Source organism: Saccharothrix sp. CB00851 (genome assembly GCF_001905065.1).
Classification (GTDB): Bacteria; Actinomycetota; Actinomycetes; order Mycobacteriales; family Pseudonocardiaceae; genus Actinosynnema.
Genome location: NZ_LWLC01000012.1, coordinates 372,561 through 386,850, shown reverse-complemented (window position 1 = coordinate 386,850; position 14,290 = coordinate 372,561). Strand labels below are relative to the sequence as shown.

The following is a 14,290-nucleotide window of genomic DNA, read 5'->3' as shown; positions in this document are numbered from 1 at the left end:
ACGGCGGGCCGCGTATCAGGTTACGTGGCGGTGGACGGCGTGGTCAAACCGGGGTCCGTGAACCGGGTTCGCGCTGGTCACCGCCCCGTTCCGGGACGAGGGCCCGGACACCGCCGAACCGCTGCCCAGCGGTGCCGGACAGCGGTTCGACGGTGTGGTGGTGGCTCAGCTCTCCTTGACCCCGTCCAGCGGCGGGCCGGCGGGGCGGGAGGCGGCACGACGGGCCGTGCGGCGACGCGTGGTCACCGCGGGTGTGCTCGGCTCGACGTGGCCGTTGATCGGCTGCTCGGCGACCTGGACCGGGGCGCTCGTCCGGGTGACGGGCGGGACCTCGACCGGGGCCACCTCCACGGGCGGGGTGACGGGCTCGGGGACCATGGCGGGCTTGGTCACCCGCCGGCGGATCCGCCCCGTCTTGACCGGCTCGGCGACGGGCGCCGACGGGGCCTCGACGGGCTCCTCGGCAGCCTGCTCGGCCGCGACGGGGTCGGCTGGCGCGTGAGCGGCCTGCTCGGCGACCGACGGCTCAGGAGCCGGCTGCCGGGCGGCGGGTTGCTCGACCTCGGGCTCCTCCGGCGCGGGCTGCTCCGGCGCCGGCTGTTCGACCACCGGCAGCTCGGATACCGGCGGCTCCACCACGGACTGCTCCGGCGCGAGCTGCTCGGTGGGCTCCGCCGACGGCACGGACTCCTCGTCACCGTGCTTGATCACGGCACCGGCTTCCCGACGGGCGCGGCGGCGTTGGCGGCGGTCGCGCTTCGGGGTCTCCGGCGCGGCCTCCTCCTCCACCACGGCGGCCACGGGCTCGTCCGACGTCGGCTGCTCGGCGACCGCCTCGGGCTCCTCGGTCGGCTCCACGGTCTGCTCGGCCACCGGCTCCGGGACGTCCGCGTGCTTGGCGCGGCGCGACTTGCGGCCACCACCCTGCTGCTGTTGCTGCTGCTGGGACTGACCACCGCCGTTGCCGTTGCCGTGCGCGTGCATCTCGGTCGTCACGACCAGGCCACGCCCGCGGCAGTGCTCGCACGTCGTCGAGAACGCCTCCAGCAGACCGGTGCCGACGCGCTTGCGCGTCATCTGCACCAGGCCCAGCGACGTCACCTCCGCCACCTGGTGGCGGGTGCGGTCGCGGCCGAGGCACTCGGTCAGCCGGCGCAGCACCAGGTCGCGGTTCGACTCCAGCACCATGTCGATGAAGTCGATCACGATGATGCCGCCGATGTCGCGCAACCTGAGCTGGCGGACGATCTCCTCGGCCGCCTCCAGGTTGTTCCGGGTCACCGTCTCTTCGAGGTTTCCACCCGATCCGGTGAACTTGCCGGTGTTGACGTCGATGACCGTCATCGCCTCGGTGCGGTCGATGACCAGGTAGCCGCCCGACGGCAGCCAGACCTTGCGGTCCAGCGCCTTGAGCAGCTGCTCGTCGATGCGGTACTCGGTGAACGCGTCGCTGTTGCCGACGTGCTTGCGCAGCCGTTCCTGCAGGTCCGGCGCGACGTGCCGGACGTAGCCGTCGATGGTCTCCCACGCGTCCGAGCCTTGGACGACGAGCGCGGCGAAGTCCTCGGTGAACAGGTCGCGCACGACCTTGACCAGCAGGTCCGGCTCTTCGTACAGCAGCTGCGGCGCCTGGGCCTTGGGCGTGTCGGCCTTGTCCTTGATGACCTGCCACTGCGCCTGCAGGCGGGTCACGTCGCGGGCCAGCTCCTCCTCGGCGATGCCCTCCGAGGCGGTGCGGATGATGACGCCCGCGTCCTCGGGGACGACGCGCTTGAGGATGTCCTTGAGGCGCTTGCGCTCGTTGTCGGGCAGCTTGCGGCTGATGCCGGTGGCGCCGCCACCGGGCACGTACACCAGGAAGCGACCCGGCAGGCTGATCTGCGTGGTCAGCCGGGCACCCTTGTGGCCGACCGGGTCCTTGGTGACCTGCACGAGCACGCTGTCACCGGTCGACAGGGCCTGCTCGATCTTGCGGGCCTTGCCCTCCAGGCCGGCCGCGTCCCAGTCGACCTCGCCCGCGTACAGCACCGCGTTGCGGCCGCGGCCGATGTCGATGAACGCCGCCTCCATCGAGGGCAGCACGTTCTGCACCCGGCCGAGGTAGACGTTGCCGACCAGCGAACCGCTGCCCGACGAGGTCACGAAGTGCTCCACCAGGACGCCGTCCTCCAGCACGCCGATCTGCGTGCGGTCGCCGCGCTCGCGCACCACCATCGTGCGCTCCACGGCCTCGCGGCGGGCCAGGAACTCGGCCTCGGACAGCACCGGGGCACGGCGGCGACCGGCCTCGCGGCCGTCACGGCGGCGCTGGCGCTTGGCCTCCAGCCGGGTGGACCCGCGGACGCTGCGCACCTCGCTCTGCGCGGCCTCGGAGTCGGCCTTGTCGTCACGGGCGTCGCGGGCGGGTTCACGGACGTGGACGACCGTGTTCGGCGGGTCGTCCTCGCTCGGCGCGGCGGCCTCTTCGTCGGCGCCGGTCTTGCGGCGACGGCGACGCCGACGGCGGCGGCTGCCCGAGCCCTCCTCATCGGCCGACGCCTCCTCGGGGGTCTCGGCCTCAACCTCGGCGGCTTCGGCCTGCTCCTCGCCCTGCTCGTCGTCGCCGTTGTCCTCGACGCCCTTGCCGCGGCCGCGGCCACGCCGGCCACGACGGCGGCGGCGGCGGCCTTCGCCCTCGTCGCCGGCGTCGTCGGCGGCTGCGTGCTCGTCGGCCTCGTCCTCGGTGTCGTCGAGGTCGTCGTCCCGGCCCACCGGGACTTCCTTGACCGCCGGGGGCTTGGCCACCGGGGTCGGCGGCAGGAACACCGCGGACGGTGGCGCGAACAGCGGCACCAGCGGCGCGACCTCGCGGGCCACCACCACCGGTTCCTCGGTCTGCTCGTCCACCTCGCCGGTGACGATGTCGTCCCAGCCCAGCAGGCTCTCGGCGACCTTGAGCGCGAGATCGCGGCTCACGCTCGACTGAACGCCCTTGACCGGCTCACCCAGGTCGGCGAGGGCGGCCACCACGTCCTTGCTGCTCGCGCCGAGCAGCTTGGCCAGCGCGTGCACCCGCAGCTTGGCGGGCAGATCCGCCAGGTCCGGGTGTGCGGGTGTGGCGTTACCCCCGCCGGCGGCGCCGGCAGGCTTTTCCGTGTTCGACAATGCAGCTCCTCCGCCCCCGGGCGCGTCCCAACCGACGCGGCCGCGCAGGGGCCTCTCTTGTCCACTCACCGCCGCGGCTGGCGGCGGGAATCCTTGCCTCGCGCTGTGGCGCCCACCCGTGGGGGCACGCGGCACAGCAGGTCCTATAACTCTGTCGACGACGCCGTCAGCGCCGCACCGATCACCGCCCGGTCAGACCTCCGCCGCCCTGTCCAGGGCAAGCGGGTCGACCAGGCCGCCTTCATCGTCCAGCCGCCCCTGCGCCATCCGGGTCGCCTTCGCGGGGACCGGCGGAACCAGGTCGGCGACGACTCGGAGCGCACTCAGCACGTCGTCGGGCCTCACGGTAGGGGTTGTCTGCCGTACGACCGTCATGAGTATCCCACACGGCTGTGACAAATCTCGTGCATCGTGTCCGGCGTCGCTCGAATGCACGCCCGCCGACGCCTCCACCTCGGCCGATACGATCGCCGGCCGCACGTCCACGATCTTCTTGCCGTCCTTGGTCAGCCTCTCGACCTGCACGGACCCCGAAGCCATCAACGCCGTCACGGCTTCGGTCAGCTCTTCGGGCGACACGCCGGGCAGCTCCACCCGCCACGCGCTGGCCTCGATCCGCTCGGGCAGCGTGCCGCCGGCCGACTGGACGACCTCCAGCACGTCGAGCCCGGGCGGCAGCACGGCGTCCAAGGCGGTCCGCAGCGCGTCCGGGTCGACCCGGTCGACGACGGACACCTCGACGTACTCGGCCTCGCTCGCCACGCCGGTGGGCGCCGCGCCGACCCATGACACCTTCGGGTGAGGGCTGAAGCCCTGGGAATAGGCCATGGGGACGCCTGCCCGCCGCAGCGCGCGCTCGAACGTGCGCGCGATGTCACGGTGTGACGTGAACCGCAGCCGACCGCGTTTGGCGTAGCGCAGTCGAAGCTTCTGCACAGGTGCGGCCGACGGGTTGGGCTGCTGCTGGCGGCTCAGAGCTACTCCCCTTGGGTGCCGGGTGGGCCGCGACGGGGTTTCGCACCCCAACGGTCCACGCTCCTACTCCACGAGGACGGTACCTTGGACCTGTTCGGCACCGTTGCGCTTGTCTGCTCCGCCCCGGCTGGCTACGGTCCGGCAGCAGCAGTCCGATCGACGGTTCGCCCCGACGTCGGACCGACGGCTCCCCCGTCACCGGTCCAGCCCTGGAGGTCCCCCGTGCCTCTGCACCGCCGCGTCCAAGCGGCCGCGGTCAGCGCGGCCCTGCTCGCGACCGGCTGCTTCTCGGTGACCGCGTCAGCGGCCGAACCCGAGGAGCCGGTACCCGCGGTGAACTGCGTCCAACCCGGTCCGACGCTGCGCTACCTGGTCGTGTTCGACCCGGGTACGAGCGTGCCGCTGGCCGAGGCGCAGATCGCCGCCGCGTGCGGCACCACCGCCCACTACTACCCGCAGATCGCGGTGGCCGTTGCCGTGTCGCCGGATCCCCGGTTCGGGCGGCACATCGGCGCGCACCGGGCGTACAGCGCCCAGGCCGACGGCCTGTCGAAGCGCAACGGCGCACCTGCCCGGCAGAAGAAGAAGGACGACGAGACGGCCGGGGCGCGCGCTTCGGCCGGCGCGGTGGACCGCACGGCCGAGCAGTGGGACATGGACCTGATCCGGGCGGCCGAGGCGCACGCGGTGAGCAAGGGCAGCCGGGACGTGGTGGTGGGCGTGCTCGACTCGGGCATCGACCCGGCGCACCCGGACCTGGTCGGCGCGCTGGACCCGGCGCTGTCGGCCGGCTGCACGACCGGCGTGGCCGACCCGTCTCCCGCCGCGTGGGCACCGACGACGTCCGGGCACGGCACGCACGTGGCGGGCACGATCGCGGCGGCCGACGACGGCCTCGGCACCACGGGCGTGGCGCCGGGCGTGCGGATCGCGTCGGTGAAGGTCGTGGACGACGCCGGGTTCATCTACCCCGAGTACGCGGTGTGCGGGTTCATGTGGGCCGCCGAACGGGGCATGACCATCACCAACAACAGCTACTTCATCGACCCGTGGGTGTTCACCTGCCAGGACGAGCAGGGCCAGTCCGTGGTGTACGAGGCGGTGCGGCGGGCGGTCGAGCACGCGTCCGGGCGCGGTGTGCTGGCGGTGGCGGCGGCGGGCAACACGGCGGCCGACCTGACCAAGCCCGGCCGGGACGCGCTGAGCCCGACCAACGCCGCGCCGGAGGACGTCAAGCCGCGGCCGGTGGACAACACGTGCCTGGTGCTGCCGGCGCAGCTGCGCAACGTGGTGGCGGTGTCGTCGGTGGGCGCGGACAAGGTGAAAGCCGGGTACAGCTCGTACGGGCTGGGCGCGGTGGACGTGGCCGCGCCGGGCGGTGACCGCAGGCAGGCGCCGGACGACGGGCGCAGCGGCTGCGTGCTGTCGACCGTGCCCTCGGCCGGGTACGACTACTCGTGCGGCACGTCGATGGCCGCGCCGCACGTGTCGGGGGTGGCGGCGCTGCTGGCGTCCACGCACCCCGAGGCCAGCGCGTTCGACCTGTCGAAGATGCTCAACTCGCAGGCGGAGACGCTGCCGTGCCCGGCGGACTACGACCTCAACGGCACGGGCGCGCAGGACGCGTTCTGCACGGGCCACTCGGAGTACAACGGCTTCTACGGCCACGGCCTGGTCGACGCGCTGGCCGCGGTCCAGGAGTAGGTCAGGCCGAGCACTGGTCCTGGTGGCGGCGCAACGCGCCCGCGAGGTCGGCGCGGCCGGCGATGCCGAGCTTGCGGTAGGCGCCGGACAGGTGCAGCTCGACCGTGCGGCGGGTGAGGAACAGGGCTTCGGTGATCTGCCGGTTGGTCAGGCCCTGCGCGGCCATGCCGGCGACCCGGGCCTCCTGCTTGGTCAACCCGTGCACCGTGCCGTGCGCGGTGGCCGGCTCGCACGCGCGCAGTTCCTCGGCGGCACGGCGGATCAGCGGCTTGGACTCGCAGCGGGCGCTGAGCTCGACGGCCTGCCGCAGGTGCGGGATGGCGCGTTCGGCGTGACCGCGGCGGCGCAGCCGGGCGCCCAGTTCCAGCAACGCCTCGGCGTGCAGCAGGCGGGCCACCGACCCGGTCAGGTACTCCACCGCCTTGAGCAACGCGCGGGTCGCGGCTTCGTCGTCGGTGGTGAGGCCGACGGAGACCAGCGCGGTGCCCATGGCCCTCGGCGTGCCCCAGCGCTTGGCGCGGGCGAGGTCCTCGGCGGCCAGGTGGGCGGCGGCGTCCCGACGTCCCAGCGCGAGGTGCGCCCGCACCGCCAGTGACCGCCACGGCAGGATCGCCGGACTGTCTATTGTGGACGCGGTGAGCCTGCGCCCGCACTCGAGCAGGTCCGCCAGGGCGTCGGCGTGGTCGTCGGTGGCGAGCTTGAGCTTGCCCCGCGCGAACAGCGTCACGTTGTGCTGGAACAGCTCGGGCAGCTCGTCGGCGAAACCGTGCCGCGCCAGCAGGTCCCGCGCCTCGTCGAACCGGCCGAGGTCGACCAGCACCTCCGCCAGCCGGGCCGCGCACAGGATCGCCATGGGGCACACCGCGACCGCACCGAGTTCGTCGAACAGCCGCAGCTGCCACTTGAGGAAGGTCTTGGCGCGCACCAGGTCGCCGCGAGCGAGGAAGTCCATGCCGTGCGCCATCGACACGACCGTGCCCTTGCGCAGGTGGTAGGCGAAGCCGAGGGGGTAGTCGTCGCGGAACACATGCAGCCGCACCAAGCCGTCGATGAGCCGCAGCGCGCGCCGTGGCTCGACGTCCGTCATCGCGGCGAGCCGGTCCACCGTCGCGTCCTCCCCCAGCACGGCCGCGGCACGCACCACCTCCGCCGCGCCCTCGTGACGGCGCAGCCGCGCGCGCAGCGCGGCACCGATCTCCGCCGACCCGAGCGCGTGCACCTCGGCCGCGGTGACGCCAGGGCGCAGCTGATCGGCCAACGCCCGGAGCAGCTTCGGGTTGCCCCTGGTCACCTCGCGGCAGGCCGCCGCAGACACATCCCCCACCAAGGCGGCCACCGCGTCCACGTCCAAGCCGGTCAGCTCGACGTGCTCGTGGTGCGCGCCGAGGAGTTCGGGCAACGTCACCTCGCCGACCGGTGCCTGGCCGGTGGTGGCGGTCAGCACCACGGCCAGCGGCTGGTCGGCGACCCGGCGCAGCGCGTAGGCCAGGCAGCGCAGGGACCAGCTGTCCGACAGCTCCACGTCGTCCACGGCCAGCAGCAGCGGTCCCCGCCCCAGTGCGTCCCGGACCACGCGGTGGAACCGGTCCAGCGAGTCGGCCGCGCCGTCGCGCAGGCCCTCGGCCAGCCTGGTGATCACGCCGCCGCGCAGGTCGCTCTCCAGCCGCGCACCGATCGCGGTCGCCACCCGGAAGCCGAGGGCGCGGGCGTCGTCGGCGATCGCGGTCAGCAGGGCCGACTTGCCGATCCCGATCTCCCCGGTGACCAGGAGGGTCGTCGTCCGGCCGGCGAGCACGCCGTGCAGCAGCGCGCGAGCGGCGCGCGGTTCGCGGTCCCGACCGGGTAGTGGCGGACTCGATGCGGTCACCGGGAAGCTCCGATCTGCTGCGGCGCGGCCGTGCGGTGGATCGGAACCACCACGGTAGGACACCTGTCGAGCACCTTCGGTACCGAAGGATCACGCGCGGGATCGCGGAATTTTCTTCGGTACCCACCGTAGAGACACCACGCCGGAGTTCGGCGAGAATCGAGGTCCGACTTTCGCGAGCCGATTCGACCGGCCCGCGAACAACAGGCACGCGATCGATCGCCTATTTCTTCCGGTCGATCGGCGAAAGCCTTTCTCAGTGCCACTCCCGCACCGCGCGGCGGAGGATTTTCATCGCGGTGTAGACCCGCGACTTCACGGTGCCCTCCGGAATGCCGAGCACCGCCGCCGCCTCACGCACCGTGCGACCGCGCACGTAGGTCTCGCAGATCGCGGCGCGGTGCTCCTCGCCGAGCCTGCCGATCACGTCGTTGATCGCCATCAGGGACAGCCGCTGCTCGGCTGCGCTACGCCCGCAACCCCGACGCCGACCAGGCGCCGCAGGTGCGTGCCGCGGCACGGGCAGGCCCGATGCGCGCGATCCTGGTCGACGCCGCGCGAGCCCGCCCGTGAGCGGTCAGCCCTTGGTCAACGCCGGGTTGCGCACCGGGGAGCCCTTGCCGACCGGCGAGATCGGCAGCAGCGTCCGACCGGTGGGCCCGACCTCGATGTCGGTGCCCATGGCCGGGCACACACCGCAGTCGAAGCACGGCGTCCAGCGGCAGTCGTCCTGCTCGCGCTCGTCCAGCGCGTCCTGCCAGTCCGCCCAGAGCCATTCCTTGTCCAGACCCGAGTCCAGGTGGTCCCAGGGCAGGACTTCCAGCTCCTCGCGCTCCCGCGTGGTGAACCAGGCCAGGTCCACGCCCAACGGGGTCAACTCGGCCTCGGCGGCCCGCACCCAGCGGTCGTAGGAGAAGTGCTCGGACCAGCCGTCGAACCGGCCGCCCTCGCGCCACACCCGCTCGATCACCAGGCCGATGCGCCGGTCGCCGCGCGAGAGCAGGCCTTCGATCAGCGACGGCTTGCCGTCGTGGTAGCGCATGCCGATGTTGCGGCCCAGCGCGCGGTCCGAGTTCACCGCGTCACGCAGCTTCTTCAGCCGGTCGTCCACCGTGTCCGGGTCGCACTGGGCGGCCCACTGGAACGGGGTGTGCGGCTTGGGCACGAACCCGCCGATGGAGATCGTGCAGCGGATGTCCTTGCGGCCGGAGACCTCGCGGCCGGCGCGGATGACGTTCTTGGCCATCTCCGCGATCTGCAGCACGTCGTCGTCGGTCTCGGTGGGCAGGCCGCACATGAAGTACAGCTTCACCTGCCGCCAGCCCGCGCTGAACGCCGCGCTGACCGTGCGGATGAGGTCTTCCTCCGACACCATCTTGTTGATCACGCGCCGGAGGCGTTCACTGCCGCCCTCCGGGGCGAACGTGAGGCCCGAGCGGCGGCCGTTGCGGGACAGCTCGTTGGCCAGGTCGATGTTGAACGCGTCCACCCGGGTCGACGGCAGCGACAGGCTCGTGTTCGTGCCCTCGTAGCGGTCGGCGAGGCCCTTGGTGATCTCGGCGATCTCCGAGTGGTCCGCGCTGGACAGCGACAGCAGGCCGACCTCCTCGAACCCGGTCGCCTCCAGGCCGCGCTGCACCATCGCACCGATGCCCTCGATGGACCGCTCGCGCACCGGCCGGGTGATCATGCCCGCCTGGCAGAACCGGCAGCCGCGCGTGCAGCCGCGGAAGATCTCCACGCTCATCCGCTCGTGCACGCTCTCCGCGAGCGGCACCAGCGGCTGCTTCGGGTACGGCCACGCGTCGAGGTCCATCGTGGTCCGCTTGAACACTCGGTACGGCACGCGTTCGCGGTTGGGCACCACGCGCTGGATGCGCCCGTCGGGCAGGTACTCGACGTCGTAGAACCGGGGCACGTAGATGCCGCCGGTCTCGGCCAGCCTGGTCAGGATCTCGTCCCGACCGCCGGGACGGCCCTCGGCCTTCCACGCGCGGACGATGTCGGTGATCTCCAGGACGGCTTCCTCGCCGTCACCGAGCACGGCCGCGTCGATGAACGGCGAGATCGGCTCCGGGTTGAACGCCGCGTGCCCGCCCGCCACCACGATCGGGTGGTCCTCGGTGCGGTCGGCGGCGTGCAGCGGGATGCCGGCCAGGTCCAGCGCGTTGAGCAGGTTCGTGTAGCCCAGCTCGGTCGCGAAGCTGACCCCGAGCAGGTCGAACGCGCCGACGGGCCGGTGGCCGTCCACGGTGAACTGCGGCACGCCGTGCTCGCGCATCAGCTTCTCGAGGTCGGGCCACACCGCGTAGGTCCGCTCGGCCAGCACGTCCGGCTGCTCGTTGAGGACTTCGTAGAGGATCATGACGCCCTGGTTGGGCAGCCCCACCTCGTAGGCGTCCGGGTACATCAGCGCCCACCGCACCGCGGCGGCGTCCCAGTCCTTCACGGTGGCGTTGAGTTCTCCGCCGACGTACTGCACCGGCTTGGACACCCTCGGCAGCAGGGATTCCAGGGCGGGGAAGACCGACTCGACACTCACACGACCAGGGTAACGGCAGCGGCGACGCGCATCAGAACAGCGGTCCGGTGACGGTGAGGCCCAGTTCGGAGCCAGGGCCCGCGTACACGCCGAAGAACATGAGCACGCCGCTGGCGAACGTGGCGGCTTTCGCCGAGGGGACGCCCTTGGACGCGGCATAGCCCGCCATGGCCGCGGTCTGCGTGAGGTGGCCCATCGCCGAGCCGAAGAACAGGAACACGAACAGGATGCGGCCGATGAGTGCGATGACGTCCATGACGACCTCCCATACACGGGGTTCGTCCAGTGTTGGGCAGGTCAGGTCAGCAGCAACTTGCCCAGCCTGCGTGCGGCGACAACCACTCCGACGGCTGCCATCACGACGAAGTACGCGACGTTCACCAACGCGCCCCAGCCGACATAACCCGTGGTCAGCGCCCTCATCAGCTCGATGGCGTGGTAGAGCGGCGTGCACTGCACCACGGTCTGCAGCCAGCCCGGGTAGACCGACAGCGGGTAGAACGTGGTCGAGAACAGGAACAGCGGCATCACGGCCAGCTGCACCAGGTCGAAGTCCTGCCACGAGCGCATGAACGTGGCCGCGGCCATGCCGACCGCCGCGAACGCCAGCGCGACGAGCAGGCACGCGGGCAGCGCCAGCAGCGCCCACGGCGAGCTGACCAGCCCGAACCCGAGCATGACCACGATGAACCCGGCCGAGTACAGGCCGCCGCGGATCAGGCACCACGCGGCTTCGCCGAGGGCGATGTCGACCGGGCCGAGCGGGGTGGCCAGCACGGCGTCGTAGGTCTTGGCGTACTTGAACTTGAAGAACAGGTTGAACGTGGCCTCGAACACCGCGCCGTTCATCGCCGAGGCGGCCAGCAGGGCGGGCGCGACGAACTCGGCGTACGGCATCGGCCCGCCGGGGCCCGCGACCGTGGTGACCAGCTGCCCCAGGCCGTAGCCGAGGGAGAACAGGAAGAACAGCGGCTCGAAGAACCCGGACAGCACCGACATCCAGCCGCGCGTGCTGACCAGGTACGAGCGTTCGACCAGGACGTGGGCGCGGCCCGCGTACAGGCCCGGCGGGACGATCCGGAGCAGCAGACCGGTACGGCCGCGTGGCGCGGCGGGCGGGCTCGGCGCGGGCACGTCGGCGGTGGAGGTCTCGTTGGTCATACGGCCAGCCTCCGGCGGAAGTAGCGGCGGCCCAGGACCACGCCGAGCGCGACCAGGGCGGACAGGTAGGCGACGTGGCCCAGCGCGGGCAGCAGGCGCAGGGTGCCGAACGTCGCGCCGCGGGCCAGCTCGATGCCGTGCCAGACGGGGGTCAGCCAGGCCAGCGGGTGGATCCAGTCCGGCAGCTGGCTCAGCGGGAAGAAACCGCCGGTGAACAGCGTCATCGGCATCACCAGGAAGCGGAAGATCGCGTTGAACGAGTCCGGTTTCTCGCGGGTGGCGGTGTAGGCGACCGCGGGCGCGCTGAACGCCATGCCCGCCAGCGCCGCGAACGGCACCGCCAGCACCGCCGACGGGCTGTTGATCGCGCCCAGCGCGACCGCGATGAGCAGGAACACGGCGGTGCCCGCCACCAGGCGCAGCGCGATCCACAGCAGCTGGCCGTGCAGCACCTGCGCGGGCGTGATCGGGGTGGCCGCCGCAGCCAGGTACGTGCGCTGCCACTTGAACGCCGAGAACACCGCCCACGTCGACTCGAACACGGCGTTCTGCACGGCGGTGATGACCAGGAGCGCCGGAGCCAGGTACACCAGGTAGGGGTGGCCGCCGGTGGCCTCGCCCTCCCGCACCTGCGAGCCGAAGCCGACGCCCATGGCCAGCAGGAACAGCACCGGCTGCAGGAAGTTCGAGATCACCGTGGCCCGCCAGTTGCGGCGGTACCAGGTCCAGTGGTGCTCCACCGCGAGCAGCGGGGCGCGCCACGGGCTGACGACGTGCGTGCTCATCTCAGTCCACCAACGTCCGACCGGTCAGGCGGAGGAACACGTCCTCCAGCGTGCTGCGGCGCACCAGGCTGGACACCGGCCGCACGCCCCGCGCGTGCGCCGCGGCCAGCGCCGCCTCGCCGTCGGAGGTGTAGAGCAGCACCCGGTCGGGCAGCACCTCGATCCGTTCGGCCAGGTCACGCACCTCGTCACCGCTCTGCTCGCCCGGCGGGAAGCGCAGCTCCAGAACCTCTTTCGTGGAGTAGCGGCGGATCAGCTCGCCCGGCGAGCCCTCGGCCGCGATCCGACCGCCGTCCATCACCACCAGCCGGTCGCACAGCTGCTCGGCCTCGTCCATGTAGTGCGTGGTGATGATGAGCGTGACGCCGGACTGCTTGAGCCGGAACAGCCGGTCCCACAGCAGGTGGCGGGCCTGCGGGTCCAGGCCCGTGGTCGGCTCGTCGAGCAGCAGCAGGTCCGGGTCGTTGACCAGGGAGCGGGCGATGGTGAGCCGCCGCTTCATGCCGCCCGACAGCGGCTCCACCTCGGCGTCGGCCCGGTCGCCGAGCTGGGCGAACTCCATCAGCTCCGTCGCCTTGGCCCGCACCGCGGACCGGGACAGGCCGAAGTAGCGGCCGTAGACCTGCAGGTTCTGCCGGACGGTCAGCTCGGTGTCGAGGTTGTCCTGCTGCGGCACCACGCCGATGCGGGCACGGATGCGCGGGCCGTCGGTGTCCGGGTCCAGGCCGAGCACGCGCAGCTCGCCGCCGGTGCGCGGTGACACGCACGACACCATCCGCATGGTCGACGACTTGCCCGCGCCGTTGGGCCCGAGGAAGCCGAACGCCTCGCCCCGGCTCACCTCGACGTCGATGCCCCGGACGGCTTCGAAGGAGCCGAAGTGCTTGGTCAGGCCCTTGGCGTTGACGAGCGTGGTGGTCACGTTCGTCACGGTAGCCGCGGGGTCCGACATTCCCGGAACCGTTTTAGGGTGGCGCCGTGGAGATCGACCTCGAGTGGCCGGTGCGGGCCGACGAACGACTTCGGACCGAAGTGCACGAGGTGCTGCACGCCGTGGTGGCCGCCGGCGGTGCCATCGGCTGGCAGTCGCCGCCGGGGCGCGCGGAGACGGACGCGTGGCTGGACGGCGTGCTCGCGTCGCCTTCGGACGGTGCGCTCGTCGTCGCGCGGGTGGACGGTGTGCTGCGCGGCACGGCGACGTGGAAGCGGTCGGAGAGCGAGGTGTTCGAGCACATGGCCGAGGTGCGGCGGGTCACCGCGCACCCTGCGGCACGGGGGCTCGGGCTCGGCGCGCGGCTGCTGGGCGCGGTGATCGAGCACGCCCGCGCGGCCGGGCTGGAGATGCTGACGCTGGGCGTGCGCGGCAACAACCACGGCGCGATCCAGCTGTACGAGAGCCTGGGCTTCCGCGAGTGGGGCCGCCTGCCGAACGTGATCGCGGTGGGCGACGTCCGGTTCGACGACGTCCGCATGTACCTGCCCCTCGGCCACCGGCCCGGCGTCATCCTGCACGGCTCGGCGGCGGGCGGCCTGGGCTCGTCCCCGGTGCGCGCTTCGGTCGGCGGATAGCGCGACGGCCCGGACCGCGTGGCGATCCGGGCCGTTCAGGTCAACGGCTCAGAGGTTCGGGAACCAGAGCTTGATCTCGCGCTCGGCCGACTCCGGCGAGTCCGAGCCGTGGACCAGGTTGAACTGGACCTCCAGGCCGAAGTCACCGCGGATCGTGCCGGGGGTGGCCTTCTCGACCGGGTCGGTGCCGCCGGCCAGCTGGCGGAACGCCGAGATGGCCCGCGAGCCCTCCACGACCAGCGCCACCAGCGGACCGCCGGTGATGAACTCGACCAGGTCGTTGTAGAACGGCTTGCCGTCGTGCTCGGCGTAGTGCTGCTCGGCGGTCGCGCGGTCGACGACGCGCAGTTCGAGCGCGGCCAGCTTCAGGCCCTTGCGCTCGATGCGGGAGATGACCTCGCCGACCAGGCCACGGCTGACGCCGTCGGGCTTGACCAGGACCAGGGTGCGCTCGCTCACGGCGGTCAGTACTCCTTCGTACGGGATTGTGCAACTCGGACCAGGGTAGCCGGAGCTGCGACACCGCCTGCCCGTGACCACCGG

At 72.2% G+C, this 14,290-nt stretch carries 12 protein-coding genes; 2 read left to right on the top strand and 10 right to left on the bottom strand.

Features of this window, described 5'->3' with window-relative positions; all coding sequences use genetic code 11:
* Positions 1-165: 165 nt before the first annotated feature.
* Both A6A25_RS14455 and A6A25_RS14450 read right to left on the bottom strand, forming a co-directional pair.
* Positions 166-3,144, bottom strand: a complete 2,979-nt coding sequence (locus A6A25_RS14455; protein WP_073889560.1) for a translation initiation factor IF-2 N-terminal domain-containing protein — start codon at positions 3,142-3,144, stop codon at positions 166-168.
* A gap of 192 nt (positions 3,145-3,336) precedes the next feature.
* Positions 3,337-4,080 carry a TIGR03936 family radical SAM-associated protein gene (locus A6A25_RS14450; RefSeq protein ID WP_073889557.1) on the bottom strand — a complete coding sequence of 248 codons (744 nt, stop codon included), beginning with the start codon at positions 4,078-4,080 and terminating at the stop codon, positions 3,337-3,339.
* A gap of 261 nt (positions 4,081-4,341) precedes the next feature.
* Here A6A25_RS14450 and A6A25_RS14445 point away from each other — a divergent pair, with 261 nt between their 5' ends.
* Positions 4,342-5,823 carry a S8 family peptidase gene (locus A6A25_RS14445; RefSeq protein WP_073889554.1) on the top strand — a complete coding sequence of 494 codons (1,482 nt, stop codon included), beginning with the start codon at positions 4,342-4,344 and terminating at the stop codon, positions 5,821-5,823.
* Position 5,824: 1 nt separating this feature from the next.
* On the opposite strand, the gene A6A25_RS14440 is transcribed toward A6A25_RS14445, so the two are convergent.
* The 7 genes from A6A25_RS14440 to A6A25_RS14410 all read right to left on the bottom strand — a co-directional run bounded on the left by A6A25_RS14440 (position 5,825) and on the right by A6A25_RS14410 (position 13,130).
* On the bottom strand, positions 5,825-7,690 hold the full coding sequence (locus A6A25_RS14440) for a helix-turn-helix transcriptional regulator (protein WP_073889551.1): 1,866 nt from the start codon (positions 7,688-7,690) through the stop codon (positions 5,825-5,827).
* A 256-nt stretch (positions 7,691-7,946) separates the two neighbouring features.
* Positions 7,947-8,132 carry a sigma factor-like helix-turn-helix DNA-binding protein gene (locus A6A25_RS14435; RefSeq protein ID WP_083668326.1) on the bottom strand — a complete coding sequence of 62 codons (186 nt, stop codon included), beginning with the start codon at positions 8,130-8,132 and terminating at the stop codon, positions 7,947-7,949.
* Between the two features lie 135 nt (positions 8,133-8,267).
* The gene (locus tag A6A25_RS14430; RefSeq protein ID WP_073889548.1) at positions 8,268-10,232 is read right to left on the bottom strand and encodes a TIGR03960 family B12-binding radical SAM protein; all 1,965 of its coding nucleotides are present in this window, start codon (positions 10,230-10,232) and stop codon (positions 8,268-8,270) included.
* Between the two features lie 31 nt (positions 10,233-10,263).
* Positions 10,264-10,488 (bottom strand): hypothetical protein, encoded by a 225-nt coding sequence (locus A6A25_RS14425; protein WP_073889545.1) that lies wholly within the window; start codon positions 10,486-10,488, stop codon positions 10,264-10,266.
* A 41-nt stretch (positions 10,489-10,529) separates the two neighbouring features.
* Positions 10,530-11,393, bottom strand: a complete 864-nt coding sequence (locus A6A25_RS14420) for an ABC transporter permease (RefSeq protein WP_083668325.1) — start codon at positions 11,391-11,393, stop codon at positions 10,530-10,532.
* The gene (locus tag A6A25_RS14415; RefSeq protein ID WP_073889542.1) at positions 11,390-12,178 is read right to left on the bottom strand and encodes an ABC transporter permease; all 789 of its coding nucleotides are present in this window, start codon (positions 12,176-12,178) and stop codon (positions 11,390-11,392) included. The genes A6A25_RS14420 and A6A25_RS14415 overlap by 4 nt, the downstream gene beginning before the upstream one ends.
* 1 nt (position 12,179) lies before the next feature.
* Complete coding sequence (locus A6A25_RS14410) at positions 12,180-13,130, bottom strand: ABC transporter ATP-binding protein (RefSeq protein ID WP_073889538.1); 951 nt, start codon at positions 13,128-13,130, stop codon at positions 12,180-12,182.
* A 26-nt stretch (positions 13,131-13,156) separates the two neighbouring features.
* On the opposite strand from A6A25_RS14410, the gene A6A25_RS14405 reads away from it, so the two are divergent.
* Positions 13,157-13,747: a GNAT family N-acetyltransferase gene (locus A6A25_RS14405; protein ID WP_073889535.1), complete on the top strand. Its 591-nt coding sequence runs from the start codon at positions 13,157-13,159 to the stop codon at positions 13,745-13,747.
* A 48-nt stretch (positions 13,748-13,795) separates the two neighbouring features.
* Here the strand turns inward: A6A25_RS14405 and ndk are convergent, their stop codons facing one another.
* Positions 13,796-14,206 (bottom strand): nucleoside-diphosphate kinase, encoded by a 411-nt coding sequence (ndk, locus tag A6A25_RS14400; protein ID WP_073889533.1) that lies wholly within the window; start codon positions 14,204-14,206, stop codon positions 13,796-13,798.
* Positions 14,207-14,290 lie beyond the last annotated feature (84 nt).